26 protein-coding genes, 1 other RNA gene and 1 pseudogene are annotated in these 18,789 nt (G+C 57.6%); 25 read left to right on the top strand and 3 right to left on the bottom strand.

The window, feature by feature from the left end; all coding sequences use genetic code 11:
* Positions 1 to 46: 46 nt before the first annotated feature.
* A pseudogene (locus NMK_RS19095) lies at positions 47 to 1,027 on the top strand (GGDEF domain-containing protein); the annotation flags it as partial.
* Between the two features lie 113 nt (positions 1,028 to 1,140).
* Here the strand turns inward: NMK_RS19095 and rnpB are convergent.
* An RNA gene (rnpB, locus tag NMK_RS14650) (RNase P RNA component class A) lies at positions 1,141 to 1,441 on the bottom strand.
* Between the two features lie 86 nt (positions 1,442 to 1,527).
* On the opposite strand from rnpB, the gene NMK_RS14645 reads away from it, so the two are divergent.
* The 23 genes from NMK_RS14645 (at position 1,528) to tatC (ending at position 16,496) form a co-directional block, all read left to right on the top strand.
* Complete coding sequence (locus tag NMK_RS14645; protein WP_109016508.1) at positions 1,528 to 2,334, top strand: ABC transporter ATP-binding protein; 807 nt, start codon at positions 1,528 to 1,530, stop codon at positions 2,332 to 2,334.
* The gene (mlaE, locus tag NMK_RS14640) at positions 2,327 to 3,124 is read left to right on the top strand and encodes a lipid asymmetry maintenance ABC transporter permease subunit MlaE (protein WP_109016507.1); all 798 of its coding nucleotides are present in this window, start codon (positions 2,327 to 2,329) and stop codon (positions 3,122 to 3,124) included. The genes NMK_RS14645 and mlaE overlap by 8 nt, the downstream gene beginning before the upstream one ends.
* Before the next feature lie 5 nt (positions 3,125 to 3,129).
* Entirely contained in the window at positions 3,130 to 3,612 is a 483-nt protein-coding gene (gene mlaD / locus NMK_RS14635; protein ID WP_109016506.1) for an outer membrane lipid asymmetry maintenance protein MlaD, read from the top strand.
* Positions 3,609 to 4,235, top strand: coding sequence for an MlaC/ttg2D family ABC transporter substrate-binding protein (locus NMK_RS14630; protein ID WP_109016505.1), 627 nt, complete (start codon positions 3,609 to 3,611; stop codon positions 4,233 to 4,235). Before mlaD ends, NMK_RS14630 begins: the two co-directional genes overlap by 4 nt.
* Before the next feature lie 2 nt (positions 4,236 to 4,237).
* On the top strand, positions 4,238 to 4,537 hold the full coding sequence (locus tag NMK_RS14625) for an STAS domain-containing protein (protein WP_109016504.1): 300 nt from the start codon (positions 4,238 to 4,240) through the stop codon (positions 4,535 to 4,537).
* A 29-nt stretch (positions 4,538 to 4,566) separates the two neighbouring features.
* Entirely contained in the window at positions 4,567 to 5,469 is a 903-nt protein-coding gene (locus NMK_RS14620; RefSeq protein WP_109016607.1) for an ABC transporter ATP-binding protein, read from the top strand.
* The gene (locus tag NMK_RS14615; RefSeq protein ID WP_109016503.1) at positions 5,469 to 6,224 is read left to right on the top strand and encodes an ABC transporter permease; all 756 of its coding nucleotides are present in this window, start codon (positions 5,469 to 5,471) and stop codon (positions 6,222 to 6,224) included. The genes NMK_RS14620 and NMK_RS14615 overlap by 1 nt, the downstream gene beginning before the upstream one ends.
* 4 nt (positions 6,225 to 6,228) lie before the next feature.
* Positions 6,229 to 6,468, top strand: coding sequence for a BolA family protein (locus tag NMK_RS14610; protein ID WP_109016502.1), 240 nt, complete (start codon positions 6,229 to 6,231; stop codon positions 6,466 to 6,468).
* A gap of 17 nt (positions 6,469 to 6,485) precedes the next feature.
* Positions 6,486 to 6,803 carry a Grx4 family monothiol glutaredoxin gene (gene grxD / locus NMK_RS14605; RefSeq protein ID WP_109016501.1) on the top strand — a complete coding sequence of 106 codons (318 nt, stop codon included), beginning with the start codon at positions 6,486 to 6,488 and terminating at the stop codon, positions 6,801 to 6,803.
* Positions 6,803 to 8,056: a UDP-N-acetylglucosamine 1-carboxyvinyltransferase gene (gene murA, locus NMK_RS14600; RefSeq protein ID WP_109016500.1), complete on the top strand. Its 1,254-nt coding sequence runs from the start codon at positions 6,803 to 6,805 to the stop codon at positions 8,054 to 8,056. The genes grxD and murA overlap by 1 nt, the downstream gene beginning before the upstream one ends.
* Before the next feature lie 7 nt (positions 8,057 to 8,063).
* Positions 8,064 to 8,714, top strand: coding sequence for an ATP phosphoribosyltransferase (gene hisG, locus NMK_RS14595; RefSeq protein WP_109016499.1), 651 nt, complete (start codon positions 8,064 to 8,066; stop codon positions 8,712 to 8,714).
* Between the two features lie 5 nt (positions 8,715 to 8,719).
* A complete protein-coding gene (gene hisD / locus NMK_RS14590) occupies positions 8,720 to 10,018 on the top strand; it encodes a histidinol dehydrogenase (RefSeq protein WP_109016606.1) in 1,299 nt (432 codons plus the stop codon).
* The gene (gene hisC, locus NMK_RS14585) at positions 10,015 to 11,076 is read left to right on the top strand and encodes a histidinol-phosphate transaminase (RefSeq protein WP_109016498.1); all 1,062 of its coding nucleotides are present in this window, start codon (positions 10,015 to 10,017) and stop codon (positions 11,074 to 11,076) included. The genes hisD and hisC overlap by 4 nt, the downstream gene beginning before the upstream one ends.
* A 68-nt stretch (positions 11,077 to 11,144) precedes the next feature.
* Positions 11,145 to 11,732, top strand: coding sequence for an imidazoleglycerol-phosphate dehydratase HisB (hisB, locus tag NMK_RS14580; RefSeq protein ID WP_109016497.1), 588 nt, complete (start codon positions 11,145 to 11,147; stop codon positions 11,730 to 11,732).
* A 93-nt stretch (positions 11,733 to 11,825) separates the two neighbouring features.
* The gene (gene hisH / locus NMK_RS14575) at positions 11,826 to 12,467 is read left to right on the top strand and encodes an imidazole glycerol phosphate synthase subunit HisH (RefSeq protein WP_109016496.1); all 642 of its coding nucleotides are present in this window, start codon (positions 11,826 to 11,828) and stop codon (positions 12,465 to 12,467) included.
* A 9-nt stretch (positions 12,468 to 12,476) separates the two neighbouring features.
* On the top strand, positions 12,477 to 13,217 hold the full coding sequence (hisA, locus tag NMK_RS14570; protein ID WP_109016495.1) for a 1-(5-phosphoribosyl)-5-[(5-phosphoribosylamino)methylideneamino]imidazole-4-carboxamide isomerase: 741 nt from the start codon (positions 12,477 to 12,479) through the stop codon (positions 13,215 to 13,217).
* A gap of 63 nt (positions 13,218 to 13,280) precedes the next feature.
* Complete coding sequence (gene hisF / locus NMK_RS14565) at positions 13,281 to 14,039, top strand: imidazole glycerol phosphate synthase subunit HisF (RefSeq protein ID WP_109016494.1); 759 nt, start codon at positions 13,281 to 13,283, stop codon at positions 14,037 to 14,039.
* 87 nt (positions 14,040 to 14,126) lie between these two features.
* Entirely contained in the window at positions 14,127 to 14,519 is a 393-nt protein-coding gene (hisI, locus tag NMK_RS14560) for a phosphoribosyl-AMP cyclohydrolase (protein ID WP_109016605.1), read from the top strand.
* Complete coding sequence (locus NMK_RS14555; RefSeq protein ID WP_109016493.1) at positions 14,512 to 14,832, top strand: phosphoribosyl-ATP diphosphatase; 321 nt, start codon at positions 14,512 to 14,514, stop codon at positions 14,830 to 14,832. The genes hisI and NMK_RS14555 overlap by 8 nt, the downstream gene beginning before the upstream one ends.
* A gap of 1 nt (position 14,833) precedes the next feature.
* Positions 14,834 to 15,172: a histidine triad nucleotide-binding protein gene (locus tag NMK_RS14550; protein ID WP_109016492.1), complete on the top strand. Its 339-nt coding sequence runs from the start codon at positions 14,834 to 14,836 to the stop codon at positions 15,170 to 15,172.
* A 20-nt stretch (positions 15,173 to 15,192) separates the two neighbouring features.
* Positions 15,193 to 15,411 (top strand): Sec-independent protein translocase subunit TatA, encoded by a 219-nt coding sequence (gene tatA, locus NMK_RS14545; RefSeq protein ID WP_109016491.1) that lies wholly within the window; start codon positions 15,193 to 15,195, stop codon positions 15,409 to 15,411.
* Positions 15,412 to 15,435: 24 nt separating this feature from the next.
* Positions 15,436 to 15,768 carry a Sec-independent protein translocase protein TatB gene (gene tatB / locus NMK_RS14540; protein WP_109016490.1) on the top strand — a complete coding sequence of 111 codons (333 nt, stop codon included), beginning with the start codon at positions 15,436 to 15,438 and terminating at the stop codon, positions 15,766 to 15,768.
* Positions 15,765 to 16,496 carry a twin-arginine translocase subunit TatC gene (gene tatC, locus NMK_RS14535; protein ID WP_109016489.1) on the top strand — a complete coding sequence of 244 codons (732 nt, stop codon included), beginning with the start codon at positions 15,765 to 15,767 and terminating at the stop codon, positions 16,494 to 16,496. Before tatB ends, tatC begins: the two co-directional genes overlap by 4 nt.
* 30 nt (positions 16,497 to 16,526) lie before the next feature.
* Here tatC and NMK_RS14530 read toward each other — a convergent pair whose 3' ends face one another.
* Positions 16,527 to 16,742 (bottom strand): (2Fe-2S)-binding protein, encoded by a 216-nt coding sequence (locus NMK_RS14530; protein WP_109016488.1) that lies wholly within the window; start codon positions 16,740 to 16,742, stop codon positions 16,527 to 16,529.
* Between the two features lie 9 nt (positions 16,743 to 16,751).
* The gene (locus tag NMK_RS14525; protein WP_109016604.1) at positions 16,752 to 17,900 is read right to left on the bottom strand and encodes a Do family serine endopeptidase; all 1,149 of its coding nucleotides are present in this window, start codon (positions 17,898 to 17,900) and stop codon (positions 16,752 to 16,754) included.
* A gap of 117 nt (positions 17,901 to 18,017) precedes the next feature.
* On the opposite strand from NMK_RS14525, the gene NMK_RS14520 reads away from it, so the two are divergent.
* Entirely contained in the window at positions 18,018 to 18,764 is a 747-nt protein-coding gene (locus NMK_RS14520; RefSeq protein WP_109016487.1) for a Nif3-like dinuclear metal center hexameric protein, read from the top strand.
* Positions 18,765 to 18,789 lie beyond the last annotated feature (25 nt).

Genomic DNA, 18,789 nt, shown 5'->3' with positions numbered 1-18,789 from the left:
AAAGGACAGGCTTGAAGCCAGCAAAGAACCAGAACAGTCAACCGTCATGAACAATCCCACTGGCCTACAACAAGATCAATTTCGCGACCTATCTGCTTTTAGCGTCTGGGCAACCGCCCTGACCGGCGTTCTGGGAGCAAGTTTCTGGATATGGGACTTCTCCGTGGATGCACTGGGTGCGCAGACCACCGCGGGCTTTCGCCTGCTCATGCTCATTTCGGGACTGATACCCACCGCGATCGCCCATCTCAGCGACAAAAAGGCACCGCTTGCTGCAGCCTTGTTTGCAACCCCGCTGGTATGGAGCCTGCTCGCGCTGGCGTCATTACTGTCCACCAATGGAGACACGATTTACGGTACGGCCAGTTTCGTATTTCTCCAGATTGGAGGACTGCTGGTACTGCAATGCTTCAGCTATCGCACCGCAGCCATCGGGCACCTGTTGCTTGCCGCATTGCCGCAATTAGCAGCAGCGCTATTCGGGAACGGTCATTTCGACCACGGGCACTACACTACTTTGGTATGGCCTACCGTCTTGCTGGCACTCCTGATCCAGAACCACCTTCAGGCGCAATACGCCTCCAGACATGCCCTTCAGGAGCGACTGGCAAAAATTGCTCTTACCGATCCGCCGACCGGCGCTTTCAATCGCCACCATTTCAATGAAGCCGCCCGCAACGAAGTCGATCGTGCAAAAAAAACCGGCCTGCCGCTCTGCCTGGCACTGGTCGATCTCGATAACCTCAGAGCAATCAACGAATCGCACGGACATGCAGGTGGCGACATTGCCATCCACGCGCTGGCTCGCCTCCTTCATAAGAGCCTGCGTACTTCCGACCTGACTTTCCGCTGGGGTGGAGGCGTTTTTCTCGTATTAGCCCCGTCCACCAACGCCATTCAGGGACGACGGTTGGGCGAGCGCCTGCTCAAAGCGTGGAAAGAAACGGAAGAAACGCCGGCCATCGGCACCACCATCAGCATTGGCGTCGCCGAAATGAATAGCCGGACACTGCAGGAATTGGTCGAAGCGACCGAGAGTGCGCTGCTGGAAGCTAAATCTAAAGGCAGAAACTGCATGATCGTGGCCGAAACACCCGTGGAAACCAATCCAGCAGTGATGGCTGAAGATAATTCGAGGGAAGAAAAAGTCAGCCGATAAGCCGGGTTCTGTCGTGGACAGTCATTCCTCTAGGCCTGCAATTGCTCGCAGGCTCAAGCAACCTACCCGGGAACAGCGCGAGCCACGCCATTGTTCCCCTATTTGGTCTTGCTCCGGATGGAGGTTACCGCGTTTCACATCCATCGCGGCGAACCGCGATTTACTCGTCTCTGTGGCCCTATTCCTCGCCTCACGGCGTACGGCCGTTAGCCGTCATCCCGCTCTGCGGAGCCCGGACTTTCCTCTCCCGCACTAGGCGGCAGCGACTGCCTGGCTGACTTTTTCAACAGCCATTTTAGCACGCATACAGCTCCTACCCTGCTGTGAACTGTGCCAATCGTGCGCTTTTCGATTAAAATGCCGCGACCATGAGTGACAACATCGTCGAAATCGACAACCTGTCGTTTTCCTACAATAATCGCCTGCTCCACCAGGACATCAACATGCGCTTCCCTCGCGGCAAAGTCGTCGCGATCATGGGAGGCTCCGGCTCGGGCAAAACCACCCTGCTCCGACTCATCGGCGGTCAGCTCAAGCCCAAGACCGGCGCCGTGAAAATTCACGGCAAGATCGTGCATGAACAAGACGAAGCCGGCATTTACGCGCTTCGCCGCAAAATGGGCATGCTATTCCAGTTCGGCGCGCTATTCACCGATCTTTCGGTGTACGACAACGTCGCCTTCCCAATGCGCGAGCACACCAATCTGCCTGAGGCAATCATTCGCGACCTGGTCCTGATGAAGCTTCATGCAGTCGGCTTGCGCGGCGCGCGCGACTTGATGCCTTCTGAGCTTTCGGGCGGCATGTCCCGGCGCGTAGCCCTTGCACGCGCCGTGGCGCTAGACCCCTCCATCATCATGTACGACGAGCCTTTCGCCGGCCTCGATCCGATTTCGATGGGCGTGATCCTGAACCTGATCCGCAGCCTAAACGATGCACTGGGTGCGACATCCATCGTGGTGACGCACGATGTGCACGAAACCTTTGCGATGGTGGATTACGTGTATTTCGTATCCCAAGGCCGAGTCGTGGCCGAAGGCTCACCGGACGACCTGCGGAAGTCCGAATTGCCGTTCGTACATCAATTCGTCCATGGCGAGGCGGACGGCCCCGTGCCGTTCCACTACAACGCTCCCGATTACCGAAAAGACATGCTGCGAGGCCCCAATGTTTGACCGCTTGATCAAGACCGTATGCGGTATCGGGCATCGCACGATTGACCGCATCATCCGCCTCGGCTTCGCCGCGCGATTCTTCCTGTATTCGCTGTCCTGCTCGGGTGAAAGCATTCGCCGTTTCCCGCTGGTCATTCGCGAGATCTACTTCACCGGTGTGCTGTCGCTCATCATCATCCTAGTGTCCGCCCTTTTCGTGGGCATGGTACTGGGCTTGCAGGGCTACAACACCCTGCAACGCTACGGCTCGTCGGAAGCAGTCGGCGTCCTGGTGGCACTGTCGCTGGTAAGGGAACTTGGGCCTGTCGTGACTGCCTTACTGTTTGCCGGTCGCGCAGGTACTGCCATTACTGCCGAGATCGGTCTCATGAAAGCCACCGAGCAGCTTTCTGCCATGGAGATGATGGCGGTCAACCCCATCGCTCGGGTGGTGGCACCGCGCTTCTGGGCCGGCGTGATTTCCATGCCATTCCTCGCGGCCATGTTCAGCATCACCGGCGTATTCGGCGGCTTCCTGGTGGCCGTGCCGCTGATCGGCATCGACGACGGCGCTTTCTGGTCGCAGATGCAGGCCAATGTGGATTTTCATGAAGACATCGTGAACGGTGTCATCAAAAGCCTGGTGTTCGGCGTTGCTTGCACCATCATCGCCTTGTTCGAAGGTTATGATGCGCCGCCAACGGCCGAAGGCGTGAGCCGCGCCACCACGCGTACCGTGGTGAATTCGTCGCTCGCGGTGCTGGGACTGGATTTTGTAATGACATCGTTCATGCTACACGGAGGAAACTAATTAAAATGGAACGATCGACCATCGATTTATGGGTTGGGATTTTTGTCGTAGGCGGCATTGCAGCCCTCATGGCACTGGCGATGAAGGTCGGTAACCTGACCTCCACCAACATCGGCAGCACTTACACGGTTTCCGCCTACTTCGAGAACATCGGCGGCTTGAAGCCACGCGCCCCGGTGAAGAGTGCTGGCGTCGTGGTGGGCCGCGTGAGCGATATCGCTTTCGATGACGAAAAGAAAGAAGCGCTCGTCACCATGAACGTTGACACCAAGTACCACTTCGACCGTGATACCAACGCCAGCATCCTGACTTCCGGTTTGCTGGGCGAGCAGTACATCGGCCTGGAAGCGGGCGGGGACACAGAGATGCTCAAGAACGGTGATAAAATCAAGCTAACTCAAGGCGCCGTGGTGCTTGAGAAACTCATCAGCCAATTCCTCTACAGCAAAGCCTCTGAAGGCAACGACAAGAAAGAAGACACAAAATGAAACTGATCCGTAGCTTCCTGGTTGCCGCACTCTTGATGACGGCAGCCCATGCAAACGCAGAAGCCGTTCCGCCTGACGCCCTGGTCAAGCAGACAGCGACAGAAGTCCTGGACGCGATCAAGAAAGACAAGGACATCCAGAACGGCGACATGAAGAAAATCGTGGCGCTGACGGAAGAAAAAATCCTGCCCCACTTCGATTTTGAGCGTATGTCGCGCATCGTGCTGGGCCGCAACTGGACCAAGGCCTCCAAGGAACAGCAAACCCAGTTCGTGACCGAATTCCGCACGCTGTTGGTTCGCACCTATTCCTCCGCACTGGCCAAATACCGTAACCAGACCATCGACTACAAACCACTGCGCGCCGCATCCGGTGATACCGATGTGACGGTCAAGACCGAAATCATCCAGCCGGGTGGTCCTGCGGTTCCTGTCGACTACACGCTGGAAAAGAAGAACGACGAATGGAAGGTGTATGACGTCGCGATCGAAGGCGTAAGCTTGGTCACCAATTATCGCGGCCAGTTCGCCAATGAAATCAAGAGCGGCGGTATGGATGGGCTGATCCAGCGTCTCGTGGATAAAAACAAGCAGAACAACGGTTCTGCTTCCAAGCAAGGCTGATCATGGCATTGGTCGAGAAACAGGGTGCGCGCATCGTCGTCAAGACGCCCATGACGGTTAATACCGTCGGCGATCTGCTGACTGAAACCCTGCCTATGCTCGAAGGCAATGTGGAAATCGACTTCGCTGAAGTAAGCGAAGTCGATTCTTCTTCCATCAGCCTGATGTTCGAGTGGCTGCGCCAGGCACAGATCAAGAGTGCCTCCATCATGTTCAGCAACTTGCCGCAAACCGCCGTCAGCTTGTCCACGCTTTACGGCGTGTTGGAAATGCTGCCTCAACGGGCACCAGCCGCTCATTGATTTCCGGCCTTCACAGGCCACCCAACAACATGCCTCCCGCCATCCAGATCGATCAGGTCCACAAATTTTTCGGCAAACTCCATGCCGTGCGTGGTATCGACCTGACGATTGAGCAGGGAGAGTTTTTCGCCCTGCTTGGCCCCAACGGTGCCGGGAAATCCACGCTGATCAATCTGTTGGCCGGCTTGCTGAGACCTACCAGCGGCACGCTATCCGTGATGGGGCACAACGTTGTCGACGACTACCGCGCAGCACGTCGGTTGCTCGGCGTGGTGCCGCAAGAACTCGTATTCGACCCGTTTTTCAATGTCCGCGAAATGTTGCGCTTCCAGGCCGGATATTTCGGCCGCGGACCGGAAAACGACGCATGGATCGATGAAATCCTCGAAGGCCTGGGCCTTACAGACAAAGCAAACACCAATATGCGCGCCCTTTCAGGCGGCATGAAACGTCGTGCGCTGATCGGCCAAGCCTTGGCTCACAAGCCGCCTGTCATCGTACTGGATGAGCCGACCGCAGGCGTGGACGTCGAACTGCGACAAATGCTCTGGCAGTTCATCAAGCGTTTGAACAAGGACGGCCACACCATCATCCTGACCACGCACTACCTTGAAGAAGCGGAAACGCTGTGTTCGCGCGTCGCCATGATGAAACAAGGTGAAATTGTGGCACTGGATTCCACGCGCAATTTGCTCGATCGGTTCCAGTCCAAACAACTTAAACTAAAGCTCGACCCCAACCGCTTGCCGGAAGAACTACTGCCGCTCAAGCGCGCCGAAGAAAACGGCTACGTCACCTTGGGCATCACGCAAACAGGTGAAATCGAGCACGTCCTCACCAAACTGCGTTCAGCCGATATCACCGTGAAAGACCTGCAACTGACCGAGGCCGATCTTGAAGACGTCTTCATCGAAATCGTGAGGGGGCACTGATGCGCGGGCTCTACACACTTTTCAAGAAGGAAATCTGGCGATTTTGGAAGGTGAGCTTCCAGACCGTGGCGGCCCCGGTCATGACCGCGTTGCTTTACCTGCTGATTTTCTCGCACGTGCTGGAATCCCACGTCCAGGTTTATCCCGGCGTGAGCTACACGGCCTTTCTCATCCCCGGCCTGGCCATGATGTCGCTGCTGCAAAACTCCTTCGCCAACAGCTCGTCAAGCCTCATCCAATCCAAGGTGATGGGGAATATCGTGTTCCTGCTGCTGACGCCGCTTTCCTACTGGGAATTTTTCGTCGCATTCCTGGCTGCTGCCGTGGTACGCGGCCTCGTGGTCGGCCTCAGCGTGTATCTGGTGGCGTTGCTGTGGGTAGACATTCCCGTGACACATCCGGGACTCATCCTGGCCTTCGCTTTCCTGGGCAGCGCAATGCTGGGTGCACTCGGCATCATCGCAGGGATTTGGGCGGACAAGTTCGACCAGTTGGCGGCATTCCAGAACTTCATCATCATGCCACTCACCTTCTTGTCCGGCGTGTTCTACTCAATTCACTCCTTGCCGCCTTTCTGGCAAAAAGTTTCGCACCTCAACCCCTTCTTCTACATGATCGACGGCTTCCGCTACGGCTTCTTCGGCCAGGGCGATATCTCGCCCAGCATCAGTCTGTCGATTGTCGCCATATGCTTTTTGGCCTTATCATGGTTGACTTTGCAGCTTTTGAAGCGCGGCTATAAATTGCGAGGGTAAGTCTATGCTCACCTCGGAACAACTCAAAGAATACATCCAGCAGGGCCTGCCCTGCGATTACATCGACGTACAGGGCAATGACGGCCAGCATTTCGAGGCAGTCATCGTCAGCCCCGAGTTCACGGGCAAATCCATGGTGCAACAGCATCAGCTCGTTTATAAAGCACTCGGCCCCCGTATGCGCGATGAAATCCACGCGCTCTCGATGCGCACATTTACGCCCGAAACCTGGGCGAAACGGTAACGATTTTGGAGATTTCCATGGACGTACAGGAACGTATCAAACAGCAAGTCACGAGCAGCCCGGTGGTGCTCTACATGAAGGGCACGCCCCAATTCCCGCAATGCGGTTTCTCAGGCGCAGCCGTACAAATACTCAAGGCCTGCGGCGCGCAAAACGTAGTGACGGTAGATGTACTGTCAGACCCGGAAATTCGTGAAGGTATCAAGGCCTATGCCAACTGGCCGACCATCCCGCAGCTCTATGTCAATGGCGAATTCGTGGGCGGCGCCGACATCATGCGCGAAATGTATCAGCAAGGTGAACTGCAAAAGATGCTGGAGAATTCCGCAGCCTAATGGATAAGCTGGTCATTCAGGGGGGAATGCCGCTTAACGGCGAAGTCCGCATTTCCGGTGCAAAAAATGCCGCACTACCGATTCTCTGCGCAGGGCTGCTGACCGAGCAGCCGTTGCAGCTTTCGTCCGTCCCGCATCTCAACGACGTGACAACCATGCTGCGCTTGCTCGGCCACATGGGCATGAAAGTCATCATCGACGACCACATGAACGTGGAACTCGACGCGAGCGACATCCATACGCCTGAAGCGCCGTACGAAATGGTGAAGACCATGCGCGCTTCCATTCTAGTGCTGGGGCCGCTGTTGGCTCGTTTCGGCCGTGCACGTGTCTCGCTGCCCGGCGGTTGCGCCATCGGCTCCCGCCCGGTAGACCTGCATATCAAGGGCTTGCAAGCGATGGGGGCGGAAATCCACATCGAACACGGCTACATTGAAGCAAAAGCCGACCGCCTCAAGGGCGCCCGCATCTTCACCGATCTGGTCACCGTGACCGGGACGGAAAACCTTATGATGGCAGCGACCCTTGCAGAAGGTACGACCGTCATCGAGAACGCCGCGCGCGAGCCGGAAGTCGTCGATTTGGCAGAATGCCTGATCAAGATGGGCGCACGTATCGAAGGCGCAGGCACTGACGTCATTACCATCCATGGCGTAGAGAAATTGCAGGGTACGGCACACCCCGTCGTCTGCGACCGCATTGAAGCCGGCACTTATCTCGTGGCCGCGGCCATGGCCGGCGGCAAGGTGAAGCTCACAAACGCACGAGCCGACCTGCTGGATGCAGTCATCGAGAAATTGCGGGAAGCCGGCGCCGAGGTCGAATTCGACACCAATAGCATTACGATTCAACGCACTGGTGCTCTGAAGGCCGTCAATGTTCGCACAGCACCGCACCCCGCCTTTCCCACCGACATGCAGGCGCAATTCATGGCGATGAACACGGTGGCCGAAGGGGTTGCCAGCGTCATCGAGACTATTTTCGAAAATCGCTTCATGCACGTCCAGGAAATGCGTCGTTTGGGTGCGGAAATCGAAGTCGAGGGCCATACCGCCATCGTGCGCGGCGTCCCGACACTAGAAGGTGCCACCGTCATGGCCACCGATTTGCGCGCCTCGGCAAGTCTGGTTTTAGCGGGCCTGGTAGCGCGAGGTGAAACCACCATCGAACGGATTTATCATATCGATCGCGGCTACGAGCGCATCGAGGAAAAACTATCCCAACTCGGCGCCCGCATCCGCCGCGCACACTAAAAACACCATGAGCCAAATCACCATCGCGCTCTCCAAGGGCCGTATTTTTGAGGAAACCACGCCGCTACTCGAAGCGGCCGGTATCGTGCCGCTCGAAGCGCCCGAATCCTCACGCAAGCTCATCCTGCCTACCAACCGCGACGATGTCCGACTGATTATCGTACGGGCGACTGATGTGCCTACCTATGTGCAGAACGGTGCCGCCGACCTCGGCATTGCCGGCAAGGACGTGCTGTACGAACACGATGGCAGCGGTCTTTACCAGCCGCTCGACCTCAAGATCGCCAAATGCAAGATGATGGTGGCCGTGCGCGAAGGCTTCGATTACTTCGGCTCGGTACGTAGCGGTGCTCGTCTCAAGGTGGCGACCAAGTACGTCAAAACGGCACGCGAGCACTTTGCCAACAAGGGCATGCACGTCGACCTCATCAAGCTCTATGGCTCGATGGAACTGGCTCCGCTGGTCGGCTTGGCCGATGCCATTGTCGACCTGGTGAGCACGGGCGGAACCTTGCGCGCCAATCATCTGGTCGCGGTCGAGGACGTCATGCCGATCAGCTCGAGACTTGTCGTAAATCAAGCGTCGCTTAAGCTCAAGCACGCTAAAATCCAACCCATCATCGATTCCTTTGCCGCCGTTGTAGCCCAACAGGATTAATTATGTTGAAGATCAGACGCTATTCGAGTACCGATTCCACCTTCGAGGCATCGCTGCATCAACTGCTGGCTTTCGAAGGGGCGCAGGACGACAAGATCGACGCCGTGGCGGCCGATATCCTCAAGAATGTCAAAACGCGCGGTGACAACGCTGTACTGGAGTACACCCAACGCTTCGACCGCGTCAGCGCCGACAGCCTGGCCGATCTCGAGCTGCCGCAAGCTCGCTTGGCCGAGGCATTGGGAAGTCTGCCCAACGACCAGCGAGAAGCACTCAAGCAAGCCGCCGACCGCGTACGGGCTTATCACGAGAAGCAATTGATGTCTTCGTGGAACTACACCGAAGCGGACGGCACCATGCTGGGCCAACAGGTGACGGCGCTCGACCGCGTGGGTCTCTACGTCCCTGGCGGCAAGGCAGCTTACCCGTCCTCAGTCTTGATGAACGCCATTCCTGCCAAGGTGGCTGGCGTGGGCGAACTGATCATGGTGGTGCCGACGCCCGGCGGCGAGAAGAACCCATTGGTGCTGGCCGCGGCTGCCGTTTGCGGCGTGGATCGCGTGTTCTGCATCGGCGGTGCCCAAGCCGTTGGCGCCTTGGCGTACGGCACGCAAACCGTGCCGCAAGTCGACAAGATCGTCGGCCCAGGCAACGCTTATGTTGCCGCTGCCAAGCGCCGCGTATTCGGCGTGGTCGGGATCGACATGGTGGCCGGCCCATCTGAAATCCTGGTCATTTGCGACGGCAAGACCAATCCCGACTGGGTGGCCATGGACTTGTTCTCTCAGTCCGAGCATGACGAACTGGCACAAGCTATCCTGCTCTCGCCGGATGCCGCTTTCCTCGACCAGGTGGAAGCCAGCATCAACAAGCTGATCCAGGAGATGCCGCGCAAGGACATCATCGCGACCTCGCTGCAAGACCGGGGCGCGCTGATCCAGGTGCGCGACCTCGACGAAGCCGCCAGTATCGCCAATTACATTTCGCCGGAACACTTGGAACTGTCGGTCGAAGACCCCGTCGCACTGACCAAGAAAATCAAGCACGCCGGCGCGATCTTCATGGGCCGTCAAACTTGCGAATCGCTGGGCGATTACTGCGCCGGACCCAACCACGTGCTGCCCACATCACGGACCGCACGCTTTTCCTCGCCGCTGGGCGTTTACGACTTCCAGAAGCGTTCCAGCCTCATCATGGTGTCGGAAGCCGGCGCGCAAAACCTGGGCAAGATCGCCTCTACCCTGGCCTACGGCGAAGGTTTGCAGGCACACGCCCGTTCCGCGGAGTTCCGTCTCAAATCATGAGTAAGTTCTGGAGCCCGGTCGTTCACGGCCTGACCCCGTACGTTCCCGGCGAGCAGCCCAAGCTGCCCAACCTGGTCAAGCTCAACACCAACGAGAACCCCTACGGGCCGAGCCCAAAGGCGCTGGCCGCCTTGCAGGCAGAGGTCGGCGATACGCTGCGACTCTACCCAGACCCAGGCAGCGATCGCTTGCGCGAAGCCATTGCGCAATATCACCAAGTCGCCCCTAACCAGGTGTTTGTCGGCAACGGCTCGGACGAAGTCTTGGCGCACGTGTTCCACGCCCTGCTTCAACATGATCAGCCAGTGTTATTCCCGGATATCACCTATAGTTTTTACCCGGTGTATTGCGGGCTCTACGGTATTCAATATCGTCAAATCCCGCTGACGGATACGTTCGAAATCAACGTCGACGATTATTTGCAATCCAACGGCGGCATCATCTTCCCAAATCCTAACGCGCCGACCTCGCGCATCCTGGCGCTGGCCGAGATCGAACGTCTGCTGCAAGGGAATCCGAATTCGGTCGTGGTGATCGACGAGGCCTATGTGGATTTTGGCGGGGAATCCGCCATTCAACTTGTCAACCGCTATCCGCAACTACTGGTCACGCATACTCTTTCCAAGTCGCGTTCGCTGGCAGGATTGCGTGTCGGCTTTGCCATCGGTCATCCGGATTTGATCGAGGCGCTGAACCGCGTGAAGGACAGTTTCAACTCCTACCCGTTGGACCGCTTCGCACAATCCGGCGCAATCGCCGCAATGCAGGACCAGGCCTGGTTCGAAGAAACCCGTGCCCGCGTCATCGCAAACCGCGAGAAACTAGTTGCAGATATGGAGGCGCTAGGTTTTGAAGTGCTACCTTCCGCCGCCAACTTCATTTTTGCGAAACACCCAAACCACGAAGGCGCTGTATTAACGGCCGCCTTGCGCGAACGCAGCATTATTGTTCGCCATTTCAAGAATCCGGCCCGCATTGCTCCGTTCATGCGCATCACGGTCGGGACCGAAGCACAATGCGAGGCGCTGGTCGGCGCCCTGCGCGAGATTCTCGCGTGAAGCCGGACCAGGGTTTATCCGTTTCGCAATGTTAAGGTAGAATGAATAAAAATTTCAGCGACTTAACCATGCGTCAAGCCCAAGTTACCCGCAACACCCTGGAAACCCAGATTTCCGTCTCGCTCAATCTCGACGGCACCGGCAAGGCCAAATTGGCAACCGGTCTGGGCTTTCTCGACCACATGCTGGACCAGATTGCCCGCCACGGCGTGATGGATCTCGAAGTGGAAGCCAAGGGCGATCTGCACATCGACGCGCATCACACGGTCGAGGATATCGGCATCACGCTGGGTCAAGCCTTTGCCAAAGCTATCGGCGATAAAAAAGGCATCCGCCGCTACGGCCATGCCTACGTCCCGCTGGACGAAGCCTTGTCGCGCGTAGTGATCGATATTTCCGGCCGGCCGGAATTGGAGTACTACGTCGATTTCAAGCGTGCCATGATCGGCAGTTTCGACGTCGACCTGATCCACGAATTCTTCCAGGGCTTCGTCAATCACGCCCTGATCACGCTGCACATCGACAACCTGCGCGGCAACAACGCGCACCATCAGGCTGAAACGGTGTTCAAGGCCTTCGGCCGCGCCCTGCGCGTTGCGGTGGAAGCCGACCCGCGGATGGCCGGCGTCATGCCGTCCACGAAGGGAAGCCTGTAATCGACCGTTAGCGGCAGCGCTGAGAATCGATCATAACCAACATGCCTACTTATTTGCTGACCGCTGAAAGCTGGGCGCCCACAGCGAAACATCATGACTGACATCGCAGTAATCGACTACGGCATGGGAAACTTGCGCTCTGTCTGGCAAGCGCTCGAACATGTCGCCCAAGGCAAGCAAGTTACGGTGACCAGCGACCCGGACATCATTGCAGCAGCCGAGCGCGTGGTGTTCCCCGGCCAAGGGGCCATGCCGGATTGTGTCGCCGAACTGGACAAGCGCGGCTTGCGTCACGCGGTGATGGACGCTGCTGCCAGCAAGCCCTTTCTCGGCATCTGCATCGGCCAGCAGCTATTGTTCGAACACAGCGAAGAAGGCGACGTAGCCGGTCTCGGCATTTTGCCGGGTCGCGTACGCCGCTTTCCTTCCGGCATGACGGACGCCGCCGGCGGCAAGCTCAAAGTGCCCCACATGGGCTGGAACCAGGTCGTCCAAGTCACGGACCATCCGCTGTGGAACGGTATCGCCAAGGATGCCAGGTTCTACTTCGTGCACAGTTACTACGTCGATCCGGCCGAGCCCAACCTGATTGCGGCCCAGACCGACTATCCGTTCAGCTTTGCCAGCGCCGTTGCGCGCGACAATATTTTTGCCGTACAGTGCCACCCCGAAAAAAGCCAGCAGGCTGGGTTGGCACTTCTTTCCAACTTCGTCAACTGGGACGGGCGTCCCTAAAACAACATCATGCTCATCATTCCCGCGATCGATCTTAAAGACGGCCACTGCGTACGCCTCAAACAAGGACTTATGGAAGACGCCACGGTGTTCTCGGAAGACCCGGGCGCCATGGCGACCAGCTGGCTGGAACGCGGCGCACGGCGTCTGCACCTGGTGGACCTGAATGGCGCGTTTGCCGGCAAGCCGGTCAACGAAGGCGCGATCAAGGCCATTGTCGACGCCGTCGGCGGCGAAATCCCCATCCAATTGGGCGGCGGTATTCGCGACCTCGAAACCATCGAACGCTACCTCGATGACGGTATCAGCTACGTGATCATCGGCACCGCGGCCGTCAAGAATCCCGGCTTCCTGCACGAAGCCTGCGATGCTTTTCCCGGCCACATCATCGTCGGTCTCGATGCCAAGGACGGCAAGGTCGCCGTGGATGGATGGTCCAAGCTGACCGGCCACGATGTGATCGATCTCGCGCGCCGATTTGAAGATTACGGCGTAGAAGCCGTGGTTTACACCGACATCGGTCGCGACGGCATGCTCACCGGCGTCAACATCGAAGCCACCGTGGCACTGGCCCAAGGCCTCAAGATTCCCGTCATCGCCAGCGGCGGCATCACCAATCTGGAAGACGTCAAGCGCCTGTGCGCCGTGGAAGATGAAGGCATCATGGGCGCCATTACCGGCCGTGCCATCTACGAAGGCACGCTGGACTTTGCCGCGGCACAAGCACTGGCCGACGAACTAAATGGATAACCTGACCACTAGGATTGCTGCCGCGTTCTACCTCCGCAAGCTCCGTGGTTTGAATAATTTGATATGGGCTTAGCCAAACGCATCATCCCCTGCATGGACGTCACCGATGGCCGCGTGGTCAAGGGCGTCAATTTCGTCGAATTGCGCGATGCGGGCGATCCGGTCGAAATCGCACGCCGCTATGACGAACAGGGCGCAGATGAACTCACCTTTCTCGACATTACCGCCAGCTCCGACAACCGGGGGTTGATCTTCCACATCATCGAGGAAGTCGCTTCCCAGGTATTTATTCCATTGACAGTGGGCGGCGGCGTACGAGCCGTGGACGACGTTCGCAATCTACTGAATGCCGGTGCGGACAAGGTCAGCATCAATACGGCCGCGGTGGTCAATCCGCAACTGGTGGAAGACGCTGCCGGCCGTTTCGGCTCGCAGTGCATCGTGGTCGCCATCGACGCGAAACGCGTCGGCGATCATTGGGAAGTGTTTACGCATGGCGGTCGCAAGCCGACAGGCTTGAATGCCGTCGATTGGGCCAGGCGCATGACGGCTCTAGGCGCAGGCGAGATTCTCCTAACCAGTATGGACCGCGACGGCACCAAGAGCGGCTTCGATCTCGAACTCACGCGCGCGATCAGCGATGCGGTCGAGGTGCCCATCATCGCCAGCGGCGGTGTCGGTAATCTCGATCACTTTGTGGACGGTGTGAAAAAAGGCGGCGCCGATGCGGTGCTGGCCGCGAGCATTTTCCACTACGGCGAATATTCCGTGCGCGAGGCCAAGGAATACATGGCGCAGCACGGCATCGAGGTGAGGCTATGAGGCTGCTTTCCGAAGCGCTAGCCGTCTCGGCCATTGATGAGACATGCTTTAATGCAGGCGGCCCCGCCTGCGCTAGAGGAGGACATCATGTCTGAATCCTGGCTCAACAAGGTCAACTGGACACATGACGGCCTAGTGCCGGTCATCGCCCAGGAAACCGGTACAGGCAAGGTGCTGATGTTCGCCTGGATGGACCGCGAAGCCTTGCGCCTGACGGCAGAAACCGGCCAAGCCGTGTACTGGTCACGCTCGCGCAAGAAGCTGTGGCGCAAGGGCGAGGAATCGGGGCACGTGCAAAAAGTCCACAATATCCGGCTCGATTGCGACGAAGACGTGATCCTGCTGACGGTGGAACAGTTGGGCGGCATCGCCTGTCATACCGGGCGGCACACCTGCTTTTTCCAGAAACTGCAAGACAATCAATGGGTCACCGACGAGCCCGTGCTCAAGAACCCGGAAGAGATTTACCGCCATGAGTGAAATTCTGGACCGTCTGGCTGAAACCCTGGAAGCGCGCAAAAACGCCGATCCGCAATCGTCCTACGTGGCCAAGCTGTATGCCAAAGGCATCGACAGTATTCTGAAAAAAGTCGGCGAAGAAGCGGCTGAAACCATCATTGCAGCCAAGGGCGGCAATCGCGATGAAATCATTTATGAGACGGCTGATCTCTGGTTTCATACCTTGGTGATGCTCGCCAATGCGGGCTTGCACCCCAACGACGTACTGAACGAGCTGGCACGCCGCGAAGGTCTTTCCGGTATCGCCGAAAAAGCGGCACGCAAGGATCAATGACATGACCGACTGCATTTTCTGCAAGATCGCCAAGGGCGAAATTCCAAGCAAGAAGCTCTTTGAGGACGACGATGTCATCGCCTTCCACGATATCCATCCGATTGCACCAGTCCACTTCCTGATCGTACCCAAGCCGCACGTCGCCAGCCTGGCCGATTGCCAGCCTGAGCACGCGCAACTGCTATCCAAGATGTTGCTGCTCGGTCCCAAGCTCGCCAAGGAGCAAGGCCTGGATACTGGGTTCCGCACCATGATCAACACAGGCGCCGGCGGCGGACAGGAAGTCTTCCATCTGCATTTTCATATTTTCGGCGGCAGCCAGACCCTGCCCAAGACTTAAGCGAATTTTAGGAGAGAACCATGGGATCGTTCAGTATCTGGCATTGGCTCATCGTTTTGGTGATCGTATTGCTGATTTTCGGTACCAAGAAGCTGCGTAATATCGGCGGCGACCTGGGCGGTGCCGTGAAGAATTTCAAAGAGGCCATGCGTGAGGAACAAGCCACGCCCAAGGTCGAAGAAAAGCGCGACGGCAGCACCGTCGAAGGTGAAGTGACCGGCAGGACCAAGCAGCAATAAGGCTGCTTAGCCGAGCCCGCATCGATGTTCGACGTTTCGTTTTCCGAAATCCTCGTTATCGCCCTGGTGGCGTTGATCGTGATCGGTCCCGAGAAACTGCCCAAGGTCGCACGCACCTTGGGTCTGCTCACCGGGCGCATGCAGCGCTACGTTTCCTCGGTCAAGGCCGACATCGATCGGGAATTGCGCATGGAAGACCTGCGCAAGATGGAAGAAGATGCCAAGCACAGCATCCTCAATCTGCAATCGAATGTCCACGCCGAGGCATCCAAGGTGGAAGAAGCCGTCAAATCGGCCGCTGATGAGGTCAAGACCGCCGCTAATCCGCCCGATCATCCTCAAAATCCGCCGGCATGAGCGACCAGCAACAAACCTTTATTGCGCACCTGCTTGAACTGCGCGACCGCCTGCTGCGCATCGTGGTGGGTTTTCTGGTCGTATTCATCGCGCTGTTTCCTTTCGCCAACAAGCTCTACAGTCTGCTTGCCCAGCCGTTACTATCTAAATTGCCGCAAGGTGGACAACTCATAGCCACCGGCGTCACCACCCCGTTTTTCGTGCCGATGAAAGTCGCCATGCTGACGGCCGTGGTGATTTCGTTGCCGCACACGCTTTACCAGGTATGGAGTTTCATTGCGCCTGGCCTCTACAAGCATGAAAAGCGTTTTCTGCTGCCACTGGTCGTGGCCAGCACACTGCTATTCCTGACAGGGATGTCGTTCGCTTATTTTGCGGTGTTTCCAGTGGTATTCGGCTTTATCGTTGGAACGGCGCCGGCTGGCGTGGCAGTAATGACGGACATCGGTAATTATCTGGATTTCGTCATCACCCTGTTTCTGGCCTTCGGCATCGCGTTCGAGGTGCCTGTCGCGGTGGTGCTTCTGGTCCGCTTCGGCATCGTCGAGATCAAGGTGCTGCAGGATATCCGCTCTTATGTGATTGTCGGCGCCTTCGTCATCGGCGCAATTTTCACGCCTCCGGACGTTATTTCGCAGGTGATGCTGGCCGTGCCGCTATGGCTGCTGTACGAAGCAGGCATCTTGGCCGCCCGACTGATGGAAAAGAATCGAAAGCTGGCGCAGTAAGAAAATCCGCGCTTGTTGTTGATGAGCGGCCTATTGGCCGCTTTTTTGTTGGGTAAGTCTACCCAGGAAATCTGCGATATCCCATTCGCACCCCCCGCAACCAGTCAGGGCACCCGTCTTCCTGGAAATCGCATCCAGATTAAACCCTTGTTCGAACAGGCATTGAATGTCGCCCTGAGTAGTGCCGCTGCAATGGCACATCACGGCCTCGGGCGAGGCCGTTGCGTTAAGATCGGCGTCGGACATAATGACTGACTAATTCTGCTGGATCGCCTCAGGCTTGGGGCGTCGACCAATCGTAGCAGTCAGGCTCTTCTCGGCGCCGTTGCGCATCACCTTGATCACGGCCGAACTCCCAGGCTTGAGCGCCGAGATCAACGTGAGCATGCCTGACGTATCCTGCACTTTCTTGCCGTTGATTTCGGCCAGAATGTCGCCGGGCTTCACGCCAGCCTTATCGGCAGGGCCGCCGCGCAAGACGCCGGCGATAAGCGCACCTTCGGCCGCCTGGAGCTTGAACGACTCCGCCAGCTCCGGCGTAATGTCCTGGGCTTCTACGCCAATCCAGCCGCGTGTGACACCACCCTGGCGAACGATCTGCTCCATTACCTGTTGAGCCAGGCTCACCGGAATGGCGAAACCGATCCCCATGGAGCCGCCGCTACGGGAATAGATGGCACTATTGACGCCCACCAAATGCCCTTCGATATCCACCAGCGCACCGCCTGAATTACCCGGATTGATGGGTGCATCGGTCTGGATAAAATTCTCGAAGGTATTGATGCCGAGATGGTTGCGACCAAGGGCACTCACGATACCCTGCGTCACGGTTTGTCCCACGCCGAAGGGATTGCCGATGGCGAGCACGACATCGCCCACGCTCAACTGATCCGAACGCCCGAACACAATGGACGGTAGGTTGTTGGCATCCACCTTGATGACGGCGAGGTCGGTCTCGGGATCGGTACCGACCACTTTAGCCGGCAAGGTACGACCGTCGGCCAGCGCGACTTCGATCTCGTCGGCTGTTTCCACGACATGATGATTGGTCAGGATCAAGCCCTGCGGACTTACGATTACGCCGGACCCCAGGCTGTTTTCACGCTGCGGGGGCTCGTCCTGCTGCTCGCCGAAGAAATGACGCAAAATAGGATCATTAAGCCGCGGATCGTTATTGCTCTGGGTTTCCTTGCTGGTGAAAATATTCACCACCGAAGGCATGGCACGATGCGCTGCCAACCGATATGAGCCGGTGATATTGGTTTCCTGCTTGGGCGACGCCTGCTTAACCTCGACGACGCGCTCGCGAGGGGCAAGCAGTTCGGGATGGAACATCTGGACGACGAACACGACGGCCAGGCTGACGGTGACGGTTTGTGTGAAAATGAGCCAGAACTTTTTCATGGATGGCATGGACTTTTCAGGAATATTGAAAGGTTGAGCACGCTTGTAATGTTTGAATGACGATCTGAATTCCTCACCTTCCGGCACCTCGCGGAAGTCATTGAGTATGGAGCATTAATGGATATCAAAACACTGCTGGATTATACCGGACAGTTGCTCGAAGTCGGCCGTTTCCGCGATTACAGCCCGAACGGACTGCAAGTGGAAGGACGTTCCGAAATTACTACCGTGGTCACCGGCGTCTCGGCCAGCCTGGCCCTGCTGGAAAAAGCGGCCGAAGCGGGTGCCGACGCGATTCTCGTACATCACGGCTGGTTCTGGAAAAACGACGACAGCCGCGTAGTAGGCACGCGCCACAAAAGGCTCAAATTCCTGCTCGAACGTGATATTAACCTGATCGGCTACCACCTCCCTTTGGATGCTCACCCCGAACTGGGTAACAATGCCCAGTTAGCCAGGCTTCTGGGATTCGATATAGCAGGCTGGTTCGGCGAGCAGCAAATCGGGGCCTACGGACACGTGCAAGCGCCTCTCAGCCTTGCGCAGTTGGGCTCGAATATCGAACGCGAACTCGAGCACCGGCCGCTCATCATCGGCGATTCCAATCAAGAAATTCGCCGGATCGCCTGGTGTAGCGGTGCCGCGCAGGATTATCTCAAGCTCGCCGTCGAGCTCGACGTCGACGCATTCCTGACCGGGGAAATTTCCGAGCATTCCGTACATCTTGCACGCGAATCCGGGGTCGCCTTTATCGCTGCAGGCCACCATGCGACGGAGCGCGGTGGCATCCGCGCACTGGGCGAACATCTGGCTCAGCGCTTCGGCCTGGATCATCAGTTCATCGACATTCCCAATCCTGTCTAACAGAAAATTCAGACCAACGCGACAG

Origin of the sequence: Novimethylophilus kurashikiensis (assembly GCF_003112435.1) — a bacterium.
Classification (GTDB): Bacteria; Pseudomonadota; Gammaproteobacteria; order Burkholderiales; family Methylophilaceae; genus Novimethylophilus; species Novimethylophilus kurashikiensis.
This window is presented reverse-complemented; position numbering and strand designations above follow the sequence as displayed.